This window comes from Pseudomonas sp. SP16.1, from assembly GCF_052682975.1.
On record NZ_JBQYFZ010000001.1, the window covers coordinates 641,378 to 665,343 of the forward strand.

Below are 23,966 nucleotides of genomic sequence, written 5' to 3' on the forward strand. Positions count from 1 at the left end.
GTTGCCCGGACTTATAGCGATTCGAGCTGCAAGCCGCAAGCCGCCGACACCCTGGCTTCCGAGTCGGCGGGAAAACTGCGTTAGAATGCGCGGCTTTGCTCGTGCTCGGAAACCTTTCATGGATCGCCCACGCTTTCGCGCCTATTTCCTCCACCCGCGCTTCTGGCCGCTGTGGCTCGGCCTGGGCCTGCTGTGGCTGGTGGTGCAACTGCCCTACGCGTTGCTGCTTAGGCTGGGGCGCGCGCTGGGCTGGCTGATGTACCGCACGGCCGGCTCGCGCCGGCGCATCGCCGCGCGCAACCTGGAACTGTGCTTCCCGCAGCTGAGCGCCGCCGAGCGCGAATGCCTGCTCAAGGAGAACTTCGCCTCCACTGGCATCGCCTTCTTCGAGATGGCCATGAGCTGGTGGTGGCCCAAGGCGCGCCTGGCGCCGCTGGCGCATATCGAGGGCCTGGAACACCTGCAGCAGGCGCAGGCCGAAGGCCAGGGGGCGATCCTCATGGCTGTGCACTTCACCACCCTGGAGATAGGCGCCGCGCTGCTCGGCCAGCGTCACACCATCGACGGCATGTACCGCGAGCATAAGAATCCGCTGTTCGACTTCATCCAGCGCCGTGGCCGCGAGCGGCACAACCTCGACGCCAGCGCCATCGAGCGCGAGGACATCCGCGCCATGCTCAAGGTGCTGCGCGCCGGCCGCGCCATCTGGTATGCGCCGGACCAGGACTACGGGCGCAAGCAGAGCATCTTCGTGCCGCTGTTCGGCATCCCCGCCGCCACCGTCACCGCCACCAGCAAGTTCGCCCGCCTGGGCAAGGCGCGGGTGATCCCCTTCACCCAGCAGCGCCTGGCCGATGGCAGCGGCTACCGCCTGGTCATCCACCCACCGCTGATGGATTTCCCTGGCCAGAGCGAGGAGGCCGACTGCCTGCGCATCAACCAGTGGATCGAGCAGGTGGTCGGCGCTTGCCCCGAGCAGTACCTGTGGGCCCATCGGCGCTTCAAGACCCGCCCCGAGGGCGAGGCCAAGCTGTACGGGAAGCGCAAGTAGCGCACCTATACTCAACAGAAAAATCAGGATTGGCCCCGATGACCGTCATTGTCCGCCATCACGAGCCCGTCACCGGGCTGATCCTTTCCGGCGGCGGGGCACGGGCGGCCTATCAGGTCGGGGTGCTGGCCGCCATCGCCGACCTGCTGCCGGACGCCGCGCGCAATCCCTTTCCGGTGATAGTCGGCACCTCGGCCGGCGCGGTGAACGCCGTCGGCCTGGCCTGCGGCGCGCTGCACTTCAGCGAGGCAGTGCGGCGCCTGACTGCGGTGTGGCAGGGCTTTCACACTCATATGGTGTACCGCAGCGACTGGCCGGGGGTGCTGCGCCAGGCATCGCGCTTCGTCGGTCACAGTCTGCTCGGTCTGGGCCGCGAGCTGCCGGTGGCGCTGCTCGACAATTCGCCGCTGCGCGTCTTGCTGGAGCGCGAACTGGACTTTTCCGGCATCGCTGCGGCGGTGCGTCATCGCCAGCTGCGCGCGGTGGCGGTCAGCGCCTTCGGCTACGAGAGCGGCCAGGCGGTGACCTTCTACCAGGGGCGCGCCACCATCGATCCCTGGTTTCGTCATCGCCGGGTCGGCGTGCCGACCCGGCTGCAACTGGAGCACCTGCTGGCCAGCGCGGCGATCCCGCTGATCTTCCCGCCGGTGAAGATCAACCGCGAATACTTCGGCGACGGTGCGGTACGCCAGGCGGCGCCGATCAGCCCGGCGCTGCATCTGGGGGCCAGCCGCGTGCTGGTGATCGGCGTCAGTGGCAACGACCAGTTCGACCCCGGCGAGCCGCTGCCGCGTGTCGCCAGCAGCCGGCCACCGAGTCTGGCGCAGATCGGCGGGCATCTGCTCAACAGCACCTTTATCGACAGCCTGGAGACCGACATCGAGCTGCTCGAGCGGCTCAACCAGATGAGCGCGCTGGTGCCGCCGGAGCGCCGCCCGCGCGGCCTCGGCCTGAATCCGGTGGAGGTGCTGGTGATCGCGCCGAGCCGGCCGCTGGACCAGATCGCCGCACGCCACCAGCGCGAGCTGCCCAGGGCGCTGCGCCTGTTCCTGCGTGGCCCGGGGGCGACCAAGGCGGGCGGCGCCGGAGTGCTCAGCTACCTGTTGTTCGAGCCGGGTTACTGCAGCGAGCTGATCGAGCTGGGTTACCAGGACGCCATGGCGCGTCAGGCCGACCTGCTCGCCTTCCTCGGCCTCACCGAGGCGGTGCCCTCGCCCTGAGCCGGGGGGCCAGTTGGCACCGTGGGCCAGGGTCCCGCCGAGCAGGCTGACGCATCTATGGCGAATGGCTTACACGCCCCGGAGGCATCGGCCGCTGTTGGCGGCACGGGCCGCTGCGTAATCTACACCCATCCCCTGCAGCGACGGATCGCTGAGGATCAAGGAAGATGACCAGGCCACGATGGCTACCGACAGGATGTCGGATGGTAGGGAAGAAACCCGCTTCGGCGGGTTTTTTGTTGCCTGTTGTTCCGGTGGCAGAGCGTAGGGTGCGCTGTGCGCACCACCGGCAGCTAGCGCGCCGAGTCGGCCAGCACGCGCGTCGCTCCCTGCGCCTTGCGCGTATACCACAACACCCGGCTCACCCCGCGGGTGATGGCCACGTAGGCCAGGCGCAGGGCTTCGTCCTGCATGGCCTGATCGTAGCTGCCGGCGAAGAAGCCGCAATGGGCATAGAGCGCATTGCGCAGCGGATGCCTTTCCTGCGGCAGGCAGTCGTCGAGGATGATCGCCACCTCGGCCTGCAGGCCCTTGGCGCGGTGGATGGTCATGGTCTTGACCGGCAGTTGCTTGTCCAGTTGCGCGCGGATCTGCTGCAGCGGTTCGTTGCGCCGGCTCAGCAGCAGCACGGCGGTGCGCTCGGCCTGGGGGCGGCTGGCGACATGCGCGCATTGCGCACGAATCTCCTCGAGCAGGCGCGGCATGCCACCGGCCAGCTCGAAACGCTGGACCAGCTTCACGCCATGGTCGCCCGGCTGCATGGCCTTGTGCGCGATGCTGGTCTTGGCCTGCTTGTGGGTCACCCCGGCCAGGACCCGTTCGCCATCGCGAATCACCGCCTCGACGCTGCGGTAGTTGGTGCCGAGCAGCAGCGTCGTGCTCTTGCCGCGGCCCTTGCAGGGGAAGTGGCGGTCGAAGTCGATGAACAGCTCCGGCGAGCTGCCGCGCCAGCCATAGATCGACTGCCAGTCGTCGCCGATGGCCATCAGGCTGACCGCTTCGCCATTCCGGGCGAGGCGGCGCTGCACCGCCTGCAGCCACTGCAGGATCTGTGGCGAGATGTCCTGGAATTCGTCGATCAGCAGGTGGCCGAGGGCGAGCAGCGCCTTGCCCGGCTTGCCGGCGTCCTGTTGCAGGCGCTCGGTGAGTTGCTGGAAGCCGCCGTTGAAGCTGATCAGCCCCTGGCGTTGCAGCAGCGCGGCGAAGTGGCCCTGGAACAGCCGCAGCGCTTCGAGGAAGTCGCGTTCGCGCGGCCCGGTAGCCACCGCCTTGACGTCGAGGCGGTCGAGGCGCAGCCCCAGGCTCTCGGCGAAGCCGGCCTGGCTATGGAACACCTCGAACAGCGGCTGGGCGACGAACTCACCGGTGAGCTTGAAGGTATCCAGCGGTGCCTTGGGCTTGCCTGCGGGCGGCTCCTCGGGCGCGGGCAGCCCGAGCAGGCGATGCACCAGCTGGCGAAAGCGCGCCTCGCCGGCGTAGCAGTCCTGATAGGCCTGCTTGAGCAGGCGCTGCTGGGCCGGACGCAGGCGGCCGCCGGTCAGCGGGTTGTCCGGCTCTTCGCCGGGCTCGTCGAGCTGCTCGAACCAGCGCGGGTTGCCCAGCTCTTCCTTGGCCAGCGCGGCCATGGCTGAGTGGAAGGTGCGCACGCACTGGCGCGTATCGTGCGGGTAGTGCCAGAACTCCAGCAGCCGCTGCAGGCGTTCGCGCAGCTCGGCGCAGGAGGCGTTGGTGAAGGAAATCACCGTCAGCCGCGCCGGGTCGAGGTTCAGGTGGCAGAGCATGAACACCAGGCGCAGCACCAGGGTGCTGGACTTGCCCGAGCCGGCGCCGGCGAAGATCCGTGTCAGCGGCGCACGGCAGAGGATCATCGCCCACTGCTCGTCCGACGGTGCGCCGATCAGCCCGGCGCTCACCGCTTCGGCGACGCGCTGGCGCATGGCCTGCACCTGTGCGTCGTCGACTTTCAGCTTGGCGGCGCCGTAGATCCCTGCGGGGCCGGGTTTGTCGGCGGCTTTCTTACGACTACCGGCTTTGCCGCCGGCGGCTTTCTTCTTCGCGGTCTTGCGCGCCGGCTGGCGCGGCTGGGCGGCCTCGCGCTCGGCGCGCAGGTAGGCGGTGGTGTGCGGGAAATAGCGGGCGAGAGCGCTGGACAGCAGTTTCTTGTAGCGCGATACGGCGGACAGCATGCGGAGGGCAGTACCTGATTGGCAAAGCCCGCATGATAAAGCCAGGGCGGCGATGGCAGGCAGTGATGGCGCAGGTTTAAAGCGCAACTTTATGCAAGCGCACCCCCACGGGCTGGCCGCAGACTGGCGGCAGTCATGGGAGATACTCGATGAACCTGTCGCTTTACCTGCTCACCGTGCTGATCTGGGGCACCACCTGGATCGCGATCAAACTGCAGATGGGCGAGGTGGCCGTCGCCGCCTCCATCGCCTACCGCTTCGCCCTGGCCTCCGCCGTGCTGTTCGCCCTGCTCTGGCTCAGCGGGCGGCTGCAGCGCCTGGATCGGCGCGGCCAGGCGATCTGCCTGGCACAGGGGCTGTGCCTGTTCTGTCTGAACTTCCTCTGCTTCTACACCGCCAGCCAGTGGATACCCAGCGGCCTGATCGCCGTGATCTTTTCCACTGCGACCTTGTGGAACGCGCTCAACGCGCGGCTGTTCTTCAAGCAGCGCATCGCCGCCAACGTGCTGCTCGGCGGCGCGCTGGGGCTGGCCGGCCTGGGTTTGCTGTTCTGGCCGGAACTTGGCGGCCACCAGGCCAGCCGCGAGAGCCTGCTGGGCATCGGCCTGGCGCTGCTCGGCACGCTGTTCTTTTCCGCCGGCAACCTGCTCTCCAGCCTGCAGCAGAAGGTCGGGCTCAAGCCGCTGACCACCAATGCCTGGGGCATGCTCTACGGCGCGCTGATGCTGGTGGGGATCTGCCTGGTCAGCGGAACGCCGTTCGCCTTCGAGTGGAACGCGCGCTACATCGGCTCGCTGTTGTACCTGGCGATTCCCGGATCGGTGATCGGCTTTACCGCCTACCTGACCCTGGTCGGGCGCATGGGGCCGGAGCGTGCGGCCTACTGCACCGTGCTGTTCCCGGTGGTGGCGCTGAATATCTCGGTGTTCGTCGAGGGCTACCAGTGGACGGCGCCGGCGCTGCTCGGCCTGGTCCTGGTGATGCTCGGCAACGTGCTGGTGTTTCGCAAACCCAGGGCGGTGCAGGCAGAGGCGCGCACCGCCTGAGTCGGCGACGGCCGCCTTGCGCGGCCGTCGATGAGCGACTCAGAAGTCGAGCTGATAGCCGAGGACGAAGGTCCGCCCGCGTCCGGCGAAGTACTGATCGTCGCGGGTGCTGGCGGCCTGCGCGTAGTAGGTCATGTAGTCGCGGTTGAGCAGGTTCTCCACGCCCAGGCTGGCCTCGCCGACCGGCAGGCGGTAGTTGACCGAGGCGTCGACCAGGCTGTAGCCATCGAAGTCCAGGCCGGGCGCGTCGAAGCTGCGGCTGGCGTAGTGGTTGGCCTGCACGCGGGTGTTGAGCCTGTCGCTCCACTTGGCCTGCCAGCTCATGCCGTAGCGGTCCGGAGCGATATTGGCGCCGTCCAGGTCGGTGTCCACCTTGCCGTCGCCGTCGGTGTCCGACTGGCCGTTGAGCTTGGCGTAGCTGGCCTGCAGGCGATGCACGGCGTCGATCTGCCAGCCGGCGCTGGCCTCGATGCCGTCGATCTCGGTGCGCTCGCGACGAACCTGGTAGACGCCGCCGACCCTTTCCAGGCGCGAGCCGAGGTCGGAGTCGGATTCGAAGTAGCTGATCTCCATGTCGACCTTGTCCCAGTTCAGGCGCAGGCCGATCTCGCGGTTGTCGGTGACGATCGGCTGCAGGTCGAGGAAGCTGTCCACGCTCAGGCCCGGCTGGCTGATGCCGCGCAGCACGCGGCCGACGTCGGGCATGCCGAAGCCTTCGGAGTAGTTGGCGAAGACCTGCGCCCAGTCGCTGGCCTGCAACACCAGGCCGGCGTTGTACAGGGTCTCCTCGAAATCCGGCTTGCCGCCCTCGACCTGAACGCCGCCGCCGGCGCTGGCGATGGTGCGGAACGGATCGACTTCCAGCTTGGCGAACTCATGGCGCACGCCGCCGTGCAGGGTCAGGCGCTCGTGGGCACGTACCTCGGCCTGGAGGAAGGGGGCGAGGTTCTTGAACACGGTTTCCGGCACCCACTCGCGGTCGGTGGCGATCAGCATCTGGCTGGTGGTGTCCTGCAGGAAGTCCAGGCCGCCGGTGAGCTTGAGCAGGCCATCGAACATGTCGTCGCGGCTGAGCGAGAGCTTGCCGCCGTACTTGTCCGACTCGTTCTGCGACTGGTCGAACAGGGTGCCGACCGGGGCGATCGCCGGGTCCTGGAAGCTGGTCAGGATGTTGCCGCCGTAGCGGGCCCGGAAGCGCTGGCTGTACAGCTGGGCGGTGAGCTGGTTGCCGGCCAGATCGCTGTTGTTGTAGGTCAGGCTGGTGGCCAGCACCTCGTTCTGCGGTGCCTTGCCTGGCGGAGTGCCCTTGCGCGAGGTGGCCGGCACGTCGGCGTCGCGGTCGCCGGGGACGTTGACGTACTCGTGCTCGCCCTCGAGCTGGAAGCGGTTGACCATCAGCTCGAGGTTCTGCTCGGCGTCGAACCAGTAGCCGAGCTTGACCAGCAGGTCGCTGCTGGTGGAGTCCATGATGTCGCCCTGGGTGTCGTCGACGCCGATCAGCTCGCCGTCGGCGTCGTAGAACATGCCACGGGTCTGGCCGCTGATGGCGGCGAGGTAGTCCCAGTTGCCCTGGTTGCCTTCGACGCGGTAGTCCAGCTTGTAGCCCAGGCCCTCGCCGTCGAAGTCGTCGCCCGCCTCCAGGCTGACGCCGACGTGCTGCTTGAGGCTGCCGCCCTGCGGTCGGCGGGTGACGTAGTTGATGATCCCGCCGGTGGCACCCAGGCCGTGTTCGGCGCTGGCGCCGTGGATCACCTCGATGCGCTCGACCATCGACAGGTCGATGGTGTAGCCGTCGCGCCCGCCGGCCCGCAGCGGTGTGGACTGCGGCACGCCGTCGATCATCACCAGCGCGGTACGGCCACGGAAGGTCTCGCCGGCGTTGCTCAGCTTCTGCCGGCTCGGCGAATAGGAGGGGATCAGGTTGCTCAGCACCTGGCCGTGGTCGCTGGTGATCGCCAGCTGCTGCTCGATCTGTTCGCGGCTGATGACGGTGATCTTCTGCGGCGTCTTGCCCACTTCGATATGACCACGGGTGGCGCTGATGGTCATGGTGTCCAGTTCGAGTTGTTGTTCGCGGCTGTCTTCGGCCAGAACGCTGCTGCCCAGGCAGGCGAGGCTGATGGCGAGACAGAGGCGGGACTTGCGATGCATACGGCGGCTCCGTTACGGCTGGAGATGAGAATCGGTTCATAAGGTTAATGCAAATGCGAATTTGATGCATTAGATCTTTTCGCGGAGGCGCAGCGCACCAGCCCTAGGGTGCGCCGTGCGCACCAGGGCGGCGTGATGAGCAGGTAGAGGACAGGGGTGGGGCAAACGGGGCTCAGCCGCTTTGGGTGACGCACGGCCTGGGCGGCCCCGCGACACCCTGCGGGCCCGCGACAGCCTAGCTGCCGCGGATCAGCCGGCGCAGGGCGAAGCGGTTGGGATGGCAGGCCTCGGCCACGTCGCGCGGCACGGGCAGCGGCTCGTCCTCCAGCCAGGCGGCGATCAGCTCGCCGGACAGCGGCGCGGTGATCAGCCCCCGCGAGCCGTGGCCGCTGTTGACGTACAGGCCGGGCAGCCAGGGGCAGGGCACATCCGGCACCTGGCGGGCGTCCTTGGCCAGCACGGCGTAGGCCTCGGCGAAGGCCTCGGCATCGGCCAGCGGGCCGACGATGGGCAGGTAGTCCGGGCTGGTGCAGCGGAACGCGGCGCGGCCGTCCAGCGTGGCGGGGTCGAGGGTGTGGGCCTGCAGCCGCTCGGCCAGGTCGGCGGAGATTTCCTCGAGCAACTGCAGATTGCCGGCATGCTCGGCGACGCTCGGGGTCAGGTCGTCGCTGTGGAAGTCGAAGCTGGCGCCGAGGGTGTGTTCACCGCCGCGCGGCGGGGCGACGTAGCCTTCGGCGCAGACCACGGTGCGTAGCGCGCTGCTGGCCGGATTGGCCGGCAGCCGGCTGATCTGCCCGCGGATGCGCTTGAGCGGCAGCTCGGCGCTCTGCGCGAAGCGGCGGATCTCCGCGGCGGCCGCCAGTACCACCACCGGCGCGCTGGCCAGCGTGCGCTCGCCCGCCAGCACCTGCCAGTGATCGTCGTGGCGCTGCAGTTCTAGTGCCTCGCGATGGGTCAGCAGGTCGATGGCGGGATGCGCGATCAGCGTTCGGCACAGCGCCGGCGGATGCACCCAGCCGGCCTCGGGGTAGAACAGGCCGCCGGCCGGCAGGCCGATGCCGGCCAGCGACTCGGCCTGCTCGCGCGTCAGCGGCTGCACCAGGTCGGCGGGGAAGGCCGCGGTCAGCTTGGCCTGGCGCTCGGCCTCCTTGGCGTCGAAGGCCAGTTGCAGCACGCCGCAGGCGTCCCAATCGGCGCCGCGCTGCAGGCGTTCGAGCAGGCGCCGGGTATGGCCGAAGCCGGCGACGATCAGCCGCGAAAGCGCCGTGCCATGAGCCGACAGCTTGAGATAGAGCACCCCCTGCGGATTGCCCGAGGCCTCGCTGGCGACCGCCGCGTGACGCTCCAGCAGGCTCACTCGCCAGCCGCGCGCGGCCAGGCTGGCGGCCGTGGCGCAGCCGGCCAGACCGGCGCCGATCACCACGGCGTGCTTTTCCGCTGCCGGGCGCGCAGGGCGGGCGAACCAGGGTTTGGCCCCGTCGTGTGGGCTGGCCACGAACTGCCCTTTGAGCACCTCCCACTTCTTGCCCAGCCCCGGCACGCGGCGCATCGCGAAGCCGGCGTCGATCAACGCCCGGCGCACCACGCCGGCGCTGGTGAAGGTGCCCAGGGTCGCGCCCGCGGCGGACAGCCTGGTCAGCTCGGCGAACAGCTCGGGCGTCCACATCTGCGGGTTCTTCGCCGGGTTGAAGCCGTCGAGAAACCAGGCGTCGATGCGCGCATCGAGCTGCTGCAACTGCTCGGTGGCATCGCCGATCAGCAGGGTAAGGGTCACCCGGCCGCCGGTGAATGTCAGGCGCTGAAAGCCCGGATGGATCGCCCGGTACTGCGCCAGCAGCGGTGCGCTGAACGGCGCCAGCTCCGGCCACAGGGCCAGGGCGCGTTGCAGATCGTCGAAGCGCAGCGGGTACTTTTCCACGCTGACGAAGTGCAGGCGCGCGCCGGCCGGCACTTTGCGCTCGAACAGCTGCCAGGCGCAGAGAAAATTCAGCCCGGTGCCGAAGCCGGTCTCGCCGATGCACAGGCACTGGCCGTCGCCGAGGGCGGCGAAGCGCTCCGCCAGGTCGTTGTTGGCGAGAAAGACGTAGCGCGTCTCCTCCACGCCGTCGTCCTGGGAGAAATAGATATCGTCAAAATCGCGCGACAGGGGCTGGCCGCGCTCGTCCCAGTCGAGCTGGGCGTTGTGCATATCGGGCATGGTCGTGTTCCGGGCAAGGCAGGCGGCGATTCTACCCGCTGCGCCGGAGCTTTACCTGGCGCAGATCAATGCGTCCGGGGCGGGCGCATACGGCGGGAAAGCTTCGCCCCGGGGCGGGGCTCCCACAGGTTCGGTGCACGCCCCAGCTCTTGTAGGAGCCGCGCCCCGCGGCGAATGGGATCCGATCATAACCCTCGATTCCATCGCCCCGGTTTGCTGCGCGGCGGGGGCAGGACTCCGGCTCGGGCAAAGTCGCGATCGATCCGTTAGGCTGTAACGACCATTTCCAGGGAGGTCACAGCATGTTCGAATCCGCCGAAATCGGCCGCAGCATCGACAAGGACCTGTTCGAGGCCGAGGAACCGGCGCTGCGCGAGGCACTGCTGGAGGCACAGTACGAGCTCAGGCAGCAGGCGCGCTTCCCGGTGATAGTGCTGATCAACGGCATCGAGGGCGCCGGCAAGGGCGAGACGGTCAAGCTGCTCAGCGAGTGGATGGACCCGCGGCTGATCCAGGTCAGCACCTTCGACGTGCAGACCGACGAGGAGCTGGCGCGGCCGCCGGCCTGGCGCTTCTGGCGCCAGCTGCCGCCCAAGGGGCGGATCGGCGTGTTCTTCGGCAACTGGTACAGCCAGATGCTCCAGGGCCGCGTGCACGGGCGGATCAAGGACGCCGTGCTGGATCAGGCCATCGATGGCGCCGAGCGCCTGGAGCGCATGCTCTGCGACGAGGGCGCGCTGATCTTCAAGTTCTGGTTCCACCTGTCCAGGAAGCACATGAAGGCGCGCCTGGAGGCGCTCAAGGACGACCCGCTGCACAGTTGGCGCATCAGCCCGCTGGACTGGCAGCAATCGAAGACCTACGACAAGTTCGTCCGCTACGGCGAGCGCGTGCTGCGCCGCACCAGCCGCGACTATGCGCCCTGGTACGTGATCGAGGGGGTCGACCACTACTACCGCAGCCTGACCGTCGGGCGCATCCTGCTCGAAGGCCTGCAGGCCGCGCTGGTCGAGAGCGCGCCGCGTACCCGCTTGCAACCGCACGCCGCACCGCTGGTGTCGAGCCTGGACAACCGCGGCCTGCTGGCCAGCCTGGACATGACGCAGGCGCTGGACAAGGACGACTACACGGAGCAACTGGCCACTGAGCAGGCGCGCCTATCCGGGCTGATGCGCGACAAGCGCATGCGCAAGCACGCGCTGATCGCGGTGTTCGAGGGCAACGACGCGGCCGGCAAGGGCGGCGCCATCCGCCGCGTCACCGGCGCGCTGGACCCGCGCCAGTACCGCATCGTGCCGGTCGCCGCGCCGACCGAGGAGGAGCGTGCGCAACCCTACCTGTGGCGTTTCTGGCGGCACATTCCGGCGCGCGGCAAGTTCACCATCTTCGACCGCAGCTGGTATGGCCGGGTCCTGGTGGAGCGGGTCGAGGGTTTCTGCAGCGAGGCCGACTGGCTGCGCGCCTACGGCGAGATCAACGATTTCGAGGAGGAGCTGACCAGAGCCGGGGTGGTCCTGGTGAAGTTCTGGCTGGCCATCGACCAGGCGACCCAACTGGTGCGTTTCAAGGAGCGCGAGCAGATCCCCTTCAAGCGCTTCAAGATCACCGAGGACGACTGGCGCAACCGCGACAAGTGGGACGACTATGCCGACGCGGTGGGCGACATGGTCGATCGCACCAGCACCGAGATCGCCCCCTGGACCCTGGTGGAGGCCAACGACAAGCGTTTCGCCCGGGTCAAGGTGCTGCGCACCATCAACCAGGCCATCGAGGCGGCGTTTGCCGGGGATTGAGGCTGGGATGCGGTACCTAGGAGCCAGCTTGCTGGCGATCCGCAATGAAAAGCATCGCCGGCAAGCCGGCTCCTACCCGGCCCCGGATTGCACCCAGGCTACGTCCCTGGCCCCATCGACGCGTATACGCCGGATCAATGATGGTCGCGTAGCGGCATCGCACGGATTTATCTTCGGCGCACCCGCCATCCAAGAACAACGAGGTGCGTCATGCGTGAAGTGGTGATAGTCGACAGCGTGCGGACTGGCCTGGCCAAGTCCTTCCGCGGCAAGTTCAACCTGACCCGGCCGGACGACATGGCCGCCCACTGCGTCGACGCGCTGCTGGTGCGCAATGGCATCGATCCGGCACTGGTCGACGACTGCATCGTCGGCGCCGGCTCCAACGAGGGCGCGCAGGGCATGAACATCGGCCGCAACGTCGCGGTGCTCTCGCGCCTGGGCAACCCGGTGGCCGGTATGACCCTCAACCGCTTCTGCTCCTCGGGCCTGCAGGCCATCGCCATCGCCGCCAACCAGGTGGCGTCCGGCTGCAGCGACGTCATCGTCGCCGGCGGCGTCGAGTCCATCACCATGACCCTGAAAAGCATGAACATGGATAACCTGTTCAACCCGCTGCTGCAGCAGGACAACCCCGGCATCTACTACCCCATGGGCAAGACCGCCGAGATAGTCGCCAACCGCTACGGCATCAGCCGCGAGGCCCAGGACGCCTATGCCCTGCAGAGCCAGCAGCGCACCGCGCGGGCCCAGGCCGAGGGCCTGTTCTTTGATGAGATCGTGCCGATGACGGTCAGGTATCAGGTCGAGGACAAGGCCAGCGGCGAGAAGCGCATCGTCGACGGCGTGGTCGAGGCGGACGACTGCAACCGCCCCGACACCACCCTGGAATCCCTGGCCAAGCTGCAGCCGGCCTTCGATGCGGCCGGCAGCGTCACCGCCGGCAACGCCTCGCAGCTGTCCGACGGCGCCTCCATGACACTGGTGATGAGCCTGGAGAAAGCGCTCGAGCTGGGTCTCAAGCCCAGGGCCTATTTCCGTGGTTTCACCGTTGCCGGCTGCGCGCCGGACGAGATGGGCATCGGCCCGGTGTTCTCGGTGCCCAAGCTGCTCAAGGCCAAAGGCCTGACGGTCGACGACATCGACCTGTGGGAGCTCAACGAGGCCTTCGCCTCGCAGTGCCTGTACTGCCGCGACAAGCTCGAGATCGACAACGACAAGTACAACGTCAACGGCGGCTCGATCTCCATCGGCCACCCCTTCGGCATGACCGGCTCGCGCCAGGTCGGCCACCTGGTGCGCGAGCTGCAGCGCCGCGAATTGCGCTACGGCATCGTCACCATGTGCGTCGGCGGCGGCATGGGCGCCACCGGCCTGTTCGAGGCCTATCGCGGGTAACACGATGTTGGCGTGCGTCGTGCGCACCACGGTCTTTGATTATCGGCGGCAGGTTCGCGCCGGGCGGGTTCTCTGGCGGCAGGCGGTGCGCATGGCGCACCCTACGGTTTGAGCGGTGCGCTGTTTATACTCCCGGTCTGTCCTACAGACGGAGCCTGCGCCGATGCCCTTCGCCGAAAACCTGATCGCCTTCATCCTGGCCGCCACCCTGCTGACCCTCACGCCCGGCATCGACTCCGCGCTGGTGCTGCGTACCGCCGCCGTGGAGGGCCGCGGCCAGGCGCTGCGCGCCGCCCTCGGCATCAACGCCGGCTGCCTGCTGTGGGGCGCCGCCGTGGCCTTCGGCCTCGGCGCGCTGCTGGCGGTGTCCGAACTGGCCTACAACCTGCTCAAATATTGTGGCGCCGCCTACCTGGCCTGGCTCGGGCTAAACATGCTGCTACGCCCGCGCAGCTCGCTGGCGCAGGTCAGCGGCAAGGCCGGCGCCAACTGGTTCGTACGCGGCCTGCTGGGCAACCTGCTCAACCCCAAGGTGGGCATCTTCTACGTGTCCTTCCTGCCGCAGTTCATCCCCCAGGGCCAGCCGCTGATCGCCTGGACCTTCGGCCTGGTCGGCATCCACGTGGCGATCAGCCTGGTCTGGTCGCTGGCGCTGATCGGTGCCACCCGGCCGCTGGCGCATCTCCTGCGGCGCGCGGCGGTGATCAAGTGGCTGGACCGCACCACCGGGCTGCTCTTCGTGCTGTTCGCCGCGCGTCTGGCCCTGAGCCGGCGCTAAGCCTTCGCCACAGATAACCAGGCGGTGACGATGGACCGATTCCAGGAAATGCGCGTGCTGCTGGCGGTGACCGAGGCCGAGAGCTTCGCCGGTGGCGCCAAGCTGCTGGGCATTTCGCCGCCCAGCGTGACCCGCGCCGTCGCCGCGCTGGAGGCGCGCCTCGGTACCTTGCTGCTGGCGCGCAGCACGCGCAGCCTGCGCCTGACCGAAGCCGGCCAGCGCTATGTCGAGGACTGCCGGCGCATCCTGGCGGAGCTGGAAGAAGCCGAGGAGCTGGCCGCCGGCGGCAGTGTACGCCCGCGCGGACGGCTGACGGTGACGGCGCCGGTGATGTTCGGCGAGCTGTTTCTCATCCCGCTGATCGCCCAGTACCTCGACACCTACCCGGAGGTGGAGATCAACGCGCTGCTGGTCGACCGCGTGGTGAACATGGCAGAGGAGGGCATCGACGTGGCCGTGCGCATCGGCCACCTGCCCGAGGGCGAACACCCCGCCCTGCAGGTCGGGCAGGTCCGTCTGGTGCTGTGCGCGGCGCCGGCCTTCCTCGACCGGGTCGGCCGGCCGCGTCATCCGGACGAGCTGCGCGATGCGCCGATCGTCATCTCTTCGGCCAGCAGCCTGCCGCCGCACTGGCGGTTCCTCGGCGCGGACGGGCCGCTCGGCTTCACGCCGAACCCGCGGTTGACCGTCAGCTCCAACCAGGCGGCGATCGGCGCCGCGCGTCTGGGCTGGGGCTATACCCGCGTGCTGTCGTACCAGGTGGCCGAGGCGGTGGCGCGCGGAGAGCTCGAACTGGTGCTCGAAGCCTTCGAACCGCCGCCGTTGCCGGTGCATATCATCCACCAGGGCGGGCGCCAGGTCTCGGCGAAGGTGCGCAGCTTCGTCGACCACTGCGCCGCGCGCTTTCGCGCCGACCCGGCGCTGCGTGCGGCGGGAACGCCGCCGGCGGCATGAGCCATCACCGCGAGATGCAGGTGTTCCTCGCCGTGGCCGAGGCGGGCAGCCTGGCCGCGGCGGCGCGGGAGCTGGCGCTGTCGCAGGCCACCGTGATGCGCACTGTCGCTGAGCTGGAAGCCCGTCTGGACAGCACGCTGCTGCAGCGCGGGCCGCGTGGCGTACGCCCGAGCCCGGCGGGCGAGCGCTTCGCCGCCGACTGCCGGCGTATCCTGCAGCGCGTGGCGGAGGCCGAGCAGTCGGTCGCCGGCCTGCACGCGCGGGCGGCCGGGCAGCTCAGGCTGGCCCTGCCGCTGCTGATGAGCCATCAGGTGCTGATGCCCATCGCCGTCGACTACCTGGCGGCCTTTCCCGAGGTGAGCCTGGCCACCCTGGCGCGCGAGGAACTGCCCAGGTTGCTGGAGGAAGGCATCGACCTGGCGCTGGTGGCCGGCCATCTGCCCAGCTCGTCCGGCTTCGCCGTGCCGCTGGGCCGGGTGCGCCCGCTGGTGTGCGCCGCGCCCGGCTACCTGCAACGCTGGGGGCGACCGGCCAGCCCGGAGGAGCTGCACGCACACCGCACCATCGCCACCTCCTCGACCGGCCATGCCGGCGACTGGCGCTTCGCCGAGCGCAGCATCAGGCTCGCTCCGCGCCTGACCTGCAGCACGCCACAGGCGGCGATTCGCGCCGCCCTGGCCGGTTTTGGCCTGACCCGCTGCCTGAGCTACGAGGCGCACCAGGAACTGCATGGCGGCGGGCTCGTTGCGGTGCTGGAAGAACATGCCGCGCCGCCGGTGCCGGTGCAGCTGTACTACCGCGAAGGGCGTCGCGCCGCCGCACGGGTGCGCAGCTTCCTCGATTTCGCCGTGCCGCGCCTGCGGGCCCACCCGGCCTTCCAGGTCTGAGATTGCAGAAAGTGAAATAGTGGATTGCCCAGGTTGGCGATTCTTTCCAAGGCTGGATAGGGCCAGCATGGCCCTCATCGTCGCGAAGGCCAGCCCCCTCGCGGTGACCCCAGCCAACCTCGGAGGAATCGTCCCATGTCCCGTCCCGCCATCAAGCTGTACAACTTTCCCCGCTCCGGCCACGCCCATCGCATCGAGCTGATGCTGTCGCTGCTGCAGCTGCCCACCGAGCTGATCTTCGTCGACCTGGCCAAGGGCGAGCACAAGCAGCCGGCGTTCCTCGCCCTCAACCCCTTCGGCCAGGTGCCGGTGATCGACGATGGCGGCACCGTCGTCGCCGATTCCAACGCCATCCTCGTCTACCTGGCCAAGCGCTACGGCAATGGCGACTGGTTGCCGCAGGAGCCGGCCGCCGCCGCCCGGGTGCAACGCTGGCTGTCGGTGGCCGCCGGGCCGCTGGCCTTCGGCCCGGCCGCCGCGCGCCTGGTCACCGTGTTCGGCGCCGCCTTCAATCCCGAGGAGGTGATCAACCGCGCCCACGCCCTGTTCACCGTGATGGAAGGCGAGTTGAGCGCCAGCCCCTTCCTCACCGGCGAGCAGCCGAGCATCGCCGATGTCGCCAACTACTCCTATACCGCCCATGCGCCGGAGGGCAACGTCTCGCTGGAGGCCTACCCCAACATCCGCGCCTGGCTGGCACGCATCGAGGCGCTGCCGGGCTTCGTGCCGATGCCGCGTACCGCGGCCGGCCTGCAAGCCTGATACCTCGCCGCTGCCGGGGCCGCCGGCAGCACCACTTGCGGAGGGCAGAACATGCAACAGCTTCCCAACCAGCCGCGCTCGCCCTGGCACGCCGGCGAAAAGCACCTGCAGGAGAAGGTCGGCGTCGCCGAGCGCATGGAAGCGCTCGGGCAGAAGGTGATCCGCGACCATATGCCCGATCAGCACCGCGACTTCTACCACCAGCTGCCTTTCATGATCGCCGGTGCCGTGGATGGCACGGGCCAGCCCTGGGCCAGCCTGATCGAAGGCGAGGAGGGCTTCGTCAGCTCGCCCGATCCGCGCCGCCTGGTGTTCGACCTGACCGCCATGCCGCTGGACCCACTCGACCCGGCCTCCGCCGGCCTGGGCAGCGGCGAGGCCGTCGGCCTGCTCGGCATCGAGCTGCACACCCGGCGGCGCAACCGCATCAACGGGCGGATCGTGCAGGCCTCGGCGCGGCGCCTGGAGATCGCCGTTGAGCATTCCTTCGGCAACTGCCCGCAATATATCCAGCTTCGCGAATACCGCCGTTCTCCGGTTGGACGCGGCAGCGAGCGTCTGGATGCCTGCGCGCTGGACGAACGCGGCGCGGCGCTGATCCGCGGCGCCGACACCTTCTTCGTCGCCAGCTACGTCGAGCACGAGGACGGCAGCCGCTCGGTGGATGTCTCGCACCGTGGCGGGCGCGCCGGTTTCGTGCGGGTCGAAGGCAATCGCCTGACCATCCCTGACTACGCCGGCAACCTGCACTTCAACACCCTGGGCAATCTCAGCGTCAATCCGCGCGCCGGCCTGCTGTTCGTCGACTTCGCCAGCGGCGACGTGCTGCAGCTGGCCGGCCGCGCCGAGATCGTTCTCGACAGCCCGCTGATAAACGCCTTCGAGGGCGCCGAGCGGCTGTGGACCTTCGACGTCGAGCAGGTGGTGCTGCGCCCCGCGGCGGTCTCGCTGCGCTGGGCCTTCCACGAATACGCGCCGACCAGCCTGATGACCGGCACCTGGGCGCAAACCGAGGCGCGCCTGCGCGAGCAGCGCAACCCCTGGCAACGCTGGCGGGTGCTGGGCCTCGAGCAGGAGAGCACCGATATCCGCTCGCTGACGTTGGCGCCGGAGCAGGGCGACGCGCCGCGTTTCGCCGCCGGCCAGCACCTGCCCATCCGCATCAGCGCCGCAGGCGAAAGCCTGCTGCGCACCTACAGCCTGTCCAGCGCGCCGTCGGACGGCTTCCTGCGCATCAGCGTCAAGGCGCAGGGACGGGTGTCGCGCCATCTGCACGAGCAGGTTCGCGTGGGCGACGTGCTGGAGGTACGCGCGCCGTTGGGCAGCTTCACCCTGAACAGCGACAGCCCTCGGCCGCTGGTGCTGATCGGCGCCGGCGTCGGCATCACGCCGCTGCTGTCGATGCTGCGCGAGCAGGTGGCGCTGGGGCAGGGCAAGCGCATCCACCTGTTCCAGGGCGCGCGCACGCTGGGCGACCTGCCGTTCAAGACCGAACTGGCCGAGCTGCGGCAGCGCGCCGGCGATCTGCTGCAGGTCCACCGCGCGCTCAGCGCGCCGGGGGCGGACGCGCTGCTCGGGCGCGACTACGAGCAGCACGGGCGCCTCGACCTGGCGCGGATCAAGGCGGCCCTGCCGTTCGACGACTACGACTTCTACCTCTGCGGTCCGGCGGCCTTCACCCAGACGATCTACGACGGCCTGCGCGAGCTGAACGTCGCCGACGCGCGCATCCACGCCGAAGCCTTCGGCCCCTCGACGTTGCAGCGCCGCACGGACGGCCAGGCCGCCACCTTGGTGCAGCCGCCGCCGGCGACCGCCCCGGTGCCGGTGTACTTCGCCGTCTCGGCCAAGGAGGCGCGCTGGGCGCCGGACAGCGGCAGCCTGCTGGAGCTGGCCGAGAGCCGCGGCCTGGCCCCCGAGTTCAGCTGCCGCGGCGGCTCCTGCGGCACCTGCAGGACCCGCCTGGTGAGCGGCCAGGTGCACTACCCGAACCCGCCCGCCGAGCTGCCGCAAGGCGATGGCGTGCTGATCTGCTGCGCCGTGCCGGCGCAGGGCGAGGATGGCGCGCAGCCGCTGGTGCTGGATATCTGAGGAGGCAGGCGAGATGAATGCGCGAGCCCATCCCGCACCGGCCTGGCGCGAAAGCGCGCAGGCCACGCCGCGGTCGTGCTGCGCTCACACCGAGGTCGAGGCCGGGTATCTGCTGCCGCAACTGCTGGCTTCGGCGGAACTGCCGGCGTTCACGCCGCGTGCCTCGACGCTGGCGCGGCTATGGTGCTGGCTGGGTGGGGCGCGACGCTAGCGTGGCCGGGACGGGCCGCTTGGCACAGGCCTTCAGCCGTTGACGAGCCCGCGCCGCGCCATCCAGCGCCAATAGCGGCGGGTACGCAGCGCGTCGCTAAGCTGCTGGTGGAGCAGCGCCCACAGCGGCGATACCGCGGGTTGCGTCGCGCGGCCCAGGCTCAGCTTGCGCAGCTGATACTTGACCACCGCCATGTTGGCCAGCGAGGCGAGCAGCTTGTTGCCCCAGGTGATCGGCGGCAGTGGCCTGGCCACGTTGCCAGTCGCGAGGCAGGTTCGGCTCGATGGCCAGGGCGGCGCCGATGCCGACCATCTCGATGCCGCCGGTGACCATCAGCGGCATCTGCGCCACCGCGCGGATCTCGCGGGCGAACTCCAGGAAGTAGGCCTCGCGCGCCAGGGTGCGGCCGTCGCGCGCCTCGCCCTGCATGGCCGGCGCCTCGTAGCTGCCGTCGGACAGCTCGACCAGGTCCACCGCCAGCGCATTGAGCAGCCGAACCACCTACTCTGCGTCGTCGGCGCTGAAGCCGCCCTGCTGCGCGGCGGTGATCAGGTTGAGCACCAGCACGGCCTCCTGCGGGTAGCTGCGATAGCCGTTGGCCTGGCGCTGCACCAGCTTGAGCAGGCCGATGCTCTCGTAGAAGCGGATGCGCGAAGCCGCCAGGCCCGTGCGCTGCGCCAGCTCGCCGATCTTCATGCGTGGGGTTTCCTCTGCCGGCCGATGGTTGCCGACTACAGGCTAACTTCAACCTTCCGGTCGGGCCAAGCGCCTGCCGCATTGCCGTAGCCTGTGGCGCGTCATGCCGGCGAACATGGGCTGCCAAGCAGGGTCTATGCTTGCGTTGCCATCCCGATCAGAGCTCACCTTTGAACGCCGTCCAATCCTTCAGGCGCAACCCATGAAGCATTCGACACTCGCTGCAGCGCTGCTCTGCCTGCTGCTCGGCGCGTTTGCCCGGGCCGAGCCGTATCGAATCGTCACCGAGGAGTGGGCGCCCTACAACTACCGGGAGAACGACCGGCTCACCGGCATGGCCACGGAAGTGGTGCGCGCCATCATGGCCCTGACCGGCGACGACTTCGAAGTGATGGTGCGGCCCAGCATGCGCACCACCCGCGCCCTGCAGACCCGACCCCGCACCATCATGTACTCGCTGTTCCGCACGCCGGAGCGCGAGCCCTTGTATAAGTGGGTCGGGCCGATCGTGGAAGAGTCCATCTACCCCTACCAGCTGGCCGATGCAGCGCAACCGATCGACACCCTGGAACAGCTGTTGCGCGCGCCGCGCATCACCACGCGACATGCCGGCCTGGTGCCCAAGCTGTTGCAATCGCTGGGCTTCGACAACCTCGACAGAAGCGCCACCGAGAGCCAGCAGCTCTACCGCATGCTGCTGGCCGGGCGTACCGACATCATCGTCGGCGACACCGACGCGGGGGTTGCCTACTACAGCCGCAAGCTGGACATCGCCCCCGGCACGCTCAGGCGGATTCCCATCGAACTCTTTCGTTCGTCGCTGTACATCGCCTTCAGCCGCGACAGCGACGACGCGCTGGTGGCCGCCTGGAGCCGCGCCTTGCAGCAGCTGCGCGAGTCGGGCGAGCTGGAGCGCATTCGGCGGCGTTACGAGCTACCTGATGGGCGATGATGGCGGACCGTTTGCCCCTGCCCCCTAGCCGCTAGCGCAATGTCGCGAGACACGCCGGCACGGCACGATCGTCGGGGCAAGGACGAGGCCGCAAATAGTTAGTTGCTTGCCCTCGCGGCCCGCCCCGGGCGGATCTACTCTGCATGAACAGGCGGCGCGAGCGTCGGTGGGTTACGGCCGCGACGCTTGGAGCGGGCGGCACATCTCGCGAGACGACAGCCGTTCATCCTCCAGGCGGTACCGCGGCCTTCAGGTTCGATCTGGCGAGGAGGGTACGCGATGAGCACACTGCGCACGGGTATGCTGGCATTGATGGTATGCATACCGCTGGCAACGCTATCGAGCATTGTTCGGGCTGACGAGGTGCCCATGGTCACCGGTGAGCAATGGATGCAGTCGTCAGAGCAGCTCAAGAAGGCCTATCTCATCGGCATCGCCAATGCCTACCAAGTCGAGGCGGCCTACCATGCAGCGCAGCCTCCGAGCGATGACCAGAGCCTGATTCCCCGTTTCAGCAAGGGGTTGAAGGGCCATACCCTCGATTCCGTGCGCGAGAGGCTCAACCAGTGGTATGCCGCCAATCCCGACCGCGTGAAACAACCCGTCATCGAAACCATCTGGTTCGAGATGGTCGTGCCCGGCCTTCAGTAGAGCAGGTAGCGCAAATGAACATGAAGCGGCTTCTATCCTCTGTCGCCATCCTCACCGTAGCGGGGGTGATCGGCTGCACCTCGATGACTTCCCAGCAGCAGGGCACCCTCAGCGGCGCGGCCATAGGTGCGGCGGCGGGTGCCGGCATTGCCGCGATATCCGGCGGTAACGGCTGGACCGGAGCGGCGATCGGCGCCGTCGCCGGCGGGGTGGTCGGCAATATCAAGGGCGGCAAGCAGCAGAAGTAGGTGGGGCGGTTCTCGCTACGGGCTTTGCCTAGATCAAGAATATGCCTGCACCCCGGTGCAGGCAGAGTCCATCCTGCATGCCGAGAGGGGAAAAGGGGACGGATTTATTTATAGCTGACATCCAAGTGCAGCAGGTCACCGGGTGTCGGGTACTCATAGCGCACCACTGGTGGTGCCGGCTCCAGCTCCGCCAGTCGATGGAAGCCCGACCGGCGCAGACGGCGGGCAACCGTACTGACAGCCAAGCCCAATGTCTCAGCGATCTGCCGATAGGTATTGCGACTGCGTCGCTGCTCAATCATGTACTCGACCAGGGTATCGGGTGTGGCATACGGGCAGTGCTGCGGGCGAGATGAGCGATCCATCAATCCAGCCTCACCCTCCTCGCGAAAGCGCCGCAGCCATTTGTAGGCAGTTCGAACTCTCACTCCAGCAGCCTGGGCAGCTTCCTCGATCCGCAGGCCATGATTAATTCGCTGAACCAAAAGGGCACGACCGCGAGGGGTAAGACGGGCATGTTTATGCAGGTTCATCCGGGGCTCCTGGAAGGCATGGTTGGTCGCACTTCCAGAATTCCGGGAATGCCCCGGATTAACAACCTACTGAGAGATCACAGCTAGGGCCGAAAAAAGCGTCGGGCGGCCGCGAAACATCATTTGCTAAGTGCGTGTTCGAGCCAGATCACGACTTGGCGGCGACAGGAAGCCGAAATGGCGCGCCCAGTCGGTTGAACGCGTTCATTGCGGCGATCGTGATCGTGAGGTCGACCAGGTCTTTGGACGTGAATTGTGCCGAGGCGGCGGTATACGCCTCATCCGAAGCATGCGTTTCGCTGACACGGGTCACCTCCTCAGCCCAGGCCAGCGCGGCGCGCTCCTGGTCAGAGAATAGGTGGTGCACCTCGTCCCACACTGGTACCAGCGTGATCTTGTCGATCGACATGGTTTTCCTGAGATCGCGGCTATGCATGTCGATGCAGTGGGCGCAGCCGTTGATTTGCGAAACGCGTAGGAACACGAGGTGCACGAGCTCCTCGGGGAGGTTCGTCTTCTTCGTGACGTAGTGGTGGATATCGAAAAGTGCCTTCGCGCCATCCGGTGCGATTTCTTGCCAGTTCAAGCGTGTCATCTCAGTCCTTTCCTGTCGTTGATGGTGAGTAGTGTCGAGGTCGGCGCGCCCCGGGGCCGTCTATCGACTTCGGCTGCGATCCATGCCATAGCGCCACGTTATTCCACCGGGTATTGGAGAAACAGGCCCAAAAACTGCCGACCCGACAGCCCCTAGCGACATAGCCTGCCGCCGGGCTGCCGAGTGTCGCTCCGCTTATTGGCCGCTCAATGCTTGGCAGGGGTGACGAGCTGTTCCTCGTTGCTACTGTCGAGCACGAACACCGCCATCAGGCGTGAAGGTTCCGTGTCGCTCGCGTTCGCACTTACGCCATGAAACGAGCCGGGTTCTTCGATGAAGTGTTCGCCGGCCTGGTAGACCTTTTCCGGCGAGCCGTTGACGCTGCTGCGTACCGCACCTTCGAGGACGGTGGCGTAGATGAAGGCCGACTGCGGATGGGTGTGGGCCGGCGATGCGCCGCCCGGTGCGTACTCGACGAGCACGACCTTCATGCTTTTGCCCGGGGCGTTCGGCAGGGGTTGATCGAATACCACCGTCACCTTGGCCGGCGCCGGTTCGCCGGCCGACGCCGTGGTGATCGAGAGCGCTGCGAAGGCAACGGCTGCGAGAAATCGGCTAAACATGGCAATTCTCCTTGGCGGATATCTGTCGTGAAGGCGCGCCCCGCTTGCGGGGCCACGCTTCGTTGAGTCGTGCACAGGATGCTGGGTCCCAGGCAACCTTAGCTTCCCGCCTGGGCCGTGGACCGGCCGAGCCAGTCCTCGAAGCGGATCGCGCCCAGGCGCGGGTTCTTGCCGGGAGTCAGCGATTGATCGTCGAGGACGTCGCCGAAGTAGCGTGCGTGCACGTCCGGCACGACCTTGCGCGCATCTTGCGTGTCGCGCAGGAGACGCCTGACCAGCTCGTCCAGCGGCATGGCCTCGGGGCCGGCGACTTCCAGCGTGCCATTGAGCGGGGTTGCCAGCGTCACGTCGGTGAGCGCGGCCACCACGTCGTCGGAGGCAATCGGCTGGATCAATGCCGGCGACAGGTGGATCTCCTCGCCGACGGTGGCCGCCTGCGCGATGCCGCCGACGAACTCGAAGAACTGCGTGGCGCGCACGATGCTGTAAGGCAAGCCGGAGGCCTTGATGAGGTTTTCCTGGGCGACCTTGGCGCGGAAGTAGCCGTTGTCGGGCAGCCGTTCGCTACCGACGATCGACAGGGCGACGTGATGGCGGACGCCGGCGGCAGCTTCGGCCGCCAGCAGGTTGCGACTCGAGGTTTCGAAGAACTCGAGCACGGCCTGGTCTTCCCAGGACGGCGCGTTCGCCACGTCGACCACCACCTGCGCGCCATCCATCGCCTGGGCCAGGCCCTCGCGGGTGATGCTGTTGACGCCCGTGCTGGGGGCGGCCGCGATGGCGTCGTGGCCGCGCTCGCGCAGGTCCTTCGCCAGTTTCGATCCGATGAGGCCGGTGCCTCCGATGACGACGATTTTCATGGGCTCTCTCCGCTTGTTTCGACGGCGCCTGATGCCGTCGAGGTAGGTGCAGAGTGCCTGTGCGGGTCAGGCAAGTCCTTGCG

General features: G+C 68.1%; 20 protein-coding genes and 2 pseudogenes. 14 read left to right on the top strand and 8 right to left on the bottom strand.

Annotated elements, in window-relative coordinates; all coding sequences use genetic code 11:
• Nucleotides 1-118: 118 nt before the first annotated feature.
• Together ACUTAF_RS03320 and ACUTAF_RS03325 are read left to right on the top strand one after the other, a co-directional pair.
• Entirely contained in the window at nucleotides 119-1,051 is a 933-nt protein-coding gene (locus ACUTAF_RS03320; RefSeq protein ID WP_445578634.1) for a lipid A biosynthesis lauroyl acyltransferase, read from the top strand.
• A gap of 38 nt (nucleotides 1,052-1,089) precedes the next feature.
• Nucleotides 1,090-2,271 carry a patatin-like phospholipase family protein gene (locus ACUTAF_RS03325; protein ID WP_445578635.1) on the top strand — a complete coding sequence of 394 codons (1,182 nt, stop codon included), beginning with the start codon at nucleotides 1,090-1,092 and terminating at the stop codon, nucleotides 2,269-2,271.
• 293 nt (nucleotides 2,272-2,564) lie between these two features.
• Here the strand turns inward: ACUTAF_RS03325 and ACUTAF_RS03330 are convergent, their stop codons facing one another.
• Nucleotides 2,565-4,457, bottom strand: coding sequence for a UvrD-helicase domain-containing protein (locus ACUTAF_RS03330; RefSeq protein WP_445578636.1), 1,893 nt, complete (start codon nucleotides 4,455-4,457; stop codon nucleotides 2,565-2,567).
• A gap of 149 nt (nucleotides 4,458-4,606) precedes the next feature.
• On the opposite strand from ACUTAF_RS03330, the gene ACUTAF_RS03335 reads away from it, so the two are divergent.
• Nucleotides 4,607-5,503, top strand: coding sequence for a DMT family transporter (locus ACUTAF_RS03335; RefSeq protein ID WP_445578637.1), 897 nt, complete (start codon nucleotides 4,607-4,609; stop codon nucleotides 5,501-5,503).
• A 39-nt stretch (nucleotides 5,504-5,542) separates the two neighbouring features.
• Here the strand turns inward: ACUTAF_RS03335 and ACUTAF_RS03340 are convergent, their stop codons facing one another.
• Complete coding sequence (locus ACUTAF_RS03340; RefSeq protein ID WP_445578638.1) at nucleotides 5,543-7,654, bottom strand: TonB-dependent receptor; 2,112 nt, start codon at nucleotides 7,652-7,654, stop codon at nucleotides 5,543-5,545.
• 235 nt (nucleotides 7,655-7,889) lie between these two features.
• Complete coding sequence (gene mnmC, locus ACUTAF_RS03345; protein ID WP_445578639.1) at nucleotides 7,890-9,851, bottom strand: bifunctional tRNA (5-methylaminomethyl-2-thiouridine)(34)-methyltransferase MnmC2/FAD-dependent 5-carboxymethylaminomethyl-2-thiouridine(34) oxidoreductase MnmC1; 1,962 nt, start codon at nucleotides 9,849-9,851, stop codon at nucleotides 7,890-7,892.
• Nucleotides 9,852-10,153: 302 nt separating this feature from the next.
• Here mnmC and pap point away from each other — a divergent pair, with 302 nt between their 5' ends.
• The 8 genes from pap (at nucleotide 10,154) to ACUTAF_RS03385 (ending at nucleotide 18,725) form a co-directional block, all read left to right on the top strand.
• Complete coding sequence (pap, locus tag ACUTAF_RS03350) at nucleotides 10,154-11,644, top strand: polyphosphate:AMP phosphotransferase (protein ID WP_445578640.1); 1,491 nt, start codon at nucleotides 10,154-10,156, stop codon at nucleotides 11,642-11,644.
• A gap of 210 nt (nucleotides 11,645-11,854) precedes the next feature.
• Nucleotides 11,855-13,042 (top strand): thiolase family protein, encoded by a 1,188-nt coding sequence (locus ACUTAF_RS03355; protein ID WP_445578641.1) that lies wholly within the window; start codon nucleotides 11,855-11,857, stop codon nucleotides 13,040-13,042.
• A 163-nt stretch (nucleotides 13,043-13,205) separates the two neighbouring features.
• Nucleotides 13,206-13,820, top strand: a complete 615-nt coding sequence (locus tag ACUTAF_RS03360) for a LysE family translocator (protein WP_445578642.1) — start codon at nucleotides 13,206-13,208, stop codon at nucleotides 13,818-13,820.
• A 30-nt stretch (nucleotides 13,821-13,850) separates the two neighbouring features.
• The gene (locus ACUTAF_RS03365) at nucleotides 13,851-14,774 is read left to right on the top strand and encodes a LysR family transcriptional regulator (protein ID WP_445578643.1); all 924 of its coding nucleotides are present in this window, start codon (nucleotides 13,851-13,853) and stop codon (nucleotides 14,772-14,774) included.
• Nucleotides 14,771-15,661, top strand: coding sequence for a LysR family transcriptional regulator (locus tag ACUTAF_RS03370; protein WP_445578644.1), 891 nt, complete (start codon nucleotides 14,771-14,773; stop codon nucleotides 15,659-15,661). Before ACUTAF_RS03365 ends, ACUTAF_RS03370 begins: the two co-directional genes overlap by 4 nt.
• A gap of 135 nt (nucleotides 15,662-15,796) precedes the next feature.
• On the top strand, nucleotides 15,797-16,423 hold the full coding sequence (locus tag ACUTAF_RS03375; RefSeq protein ID WP_445578645.1) for a glutathione S-transferase family protein: 627 nt from the start codon (nucleotides 15,797-15,799) through the stop codon (nucleotides 16,421-16,423).
• A 51-nt stretch (nucleotides 16,424-16,474) separates the two neighbouring features.
• Entirely contained in the window at nucleotides 16,475-18,514 is a 2,040-nt protein-coding gene (locus ACUTAF_RS03380; RefSeq protein WP_445578646.1) for a pyridoxamine 5'-phosphate oxidase family protein, read from the top strand.
• Nucleotides 18,515-18,527: 13 nt separating this feature from the next.
• Nucleotides 18,528-18,725, top strand: a complete 198-nt coding sequence (locus ACUTAF_RS03385; RefSeq protein ID WP_445578647.1) for a hypothetical protein — start codon at nucleotides 18,528-18,530, stop codon at nucleotides 18,723-18,725.
• A gap of 32 nt (nucleotides 18,726-18,757) precedes the next feature.
• Here the strand turns inward: ACUTAF_RS03385 and ACUTAF_RS03390 are convergent.
• Nucleotides 18,758-19,421, bottom strand: a pseudogene (locus ACUTAF_RS03390) (MerR family transcriptional regulator).
• A gap of 202 nt (nucleotides 19,422-19,623) precedes the next feature.
• Between ACUTAF_RS03390 and ACUTAF_RS03395 the strand changes: the two are divergent.
• The 3 genes from ACUTAF_RS03395 (at nucleotide 19,624) to ACUTAF_RS03405 (ending at nucleotide 21,272) form a co-directional block, all read left to right on the top strand.
• Entirely contained in the window at nucleotides 19,624-20,373 is a 750-nt protein-coding gene (locus ACUTAF_RS03395) for a substrate-binding periplasmic protein (protein WP_445578648.1), read from the top strand.
• A 279-nt stretch (nucleotides 20,374-20,652) separates the two neighbouring features.
• Nucleotides 20,653-21,024, top strand: a complete 372-nt coding sequence (locus ACUTAF_RS03400; RefSeq protein WP_445578649.1) for a hypothetical protein — start codon at nucleotides 20,653-20,655, stop codon at nucleotides 21,022-21,024.
• A 14-nt stretch (nucleotides 21,025-21,038) separates the two neighbouring features.
• Complete coding sequence (locus ACUTAF_RS03405) at nucleotides 21,039-21,272, top strand: YMGG-like glycine zipper-containing protein (protein WP_445578650.1); 234 nt, start codon at nucleotides 21,039-21,041, stop codon at nucleotides 21,270-21,272.
• 116 nt (nucleotides 21,273-21,388) lie between these two features.
• On the opposite strand, the pseudogene ACUTAF_RS03410 reads toward ACUTAF_RS03405, so the two are convergent.
• The 4 genes and pseudogenes from ACUTAF_RS03410 to ACUTAF_RS03425 all read right to left on the bottom strand — a co-directional run.
• Nucleotides 21,389-21,805, bottom strand: a pseudogene (locus tag ACUTAF_RS03410) (leucine zipper domain-containing protein); the annotation flags it as partial.
• Between the two features lie 148 nt (nucleotides 21,806-21,953).
• Nucleotides 21,954-22,400, bottom strand: coding sequence for a carboxymuconolactone decarboxylase family protein (locus tag ACUTAF_RS03415; protein WP_445578651.1), 447 nt, complete (start codon nucleotides 22,398-22,400; stop codon nucleotides 21,954-21,956).
• 206 nt (nucleotides 22,401-22,606) lie between these two features.
• Nucleotides 22,607-23,023 carry a cupin domain-containing protein gene (locus ACUTAF_RS03420; RefSeq protein ID WP_445578652.1) on the bottom strand — a complete coding sequence of 139 codons (417 nt, stop codon included), beginning with the start codon at nucleotides 23,021-23,023 and terminating at the stop codon, nucleotides 22,607-22,609.
• A 98-nt stretch (nucleotides 23,024-23,121) separates the two neighbouring features.
• Complete coding sequence (locus tag ACUTAF_RS03425) at nucleotides 23,122-23,883, bottom strand: SDR family oxidoreductase (protein WP_445578653.1); 762 nt, start codon at nucleotides 23,881-23,883, stop codon at nucleotides 23,122-23,124.
• Between the last annotated feature and the right edge of the window lie 83 nt (nucleotides 23,884-23,966).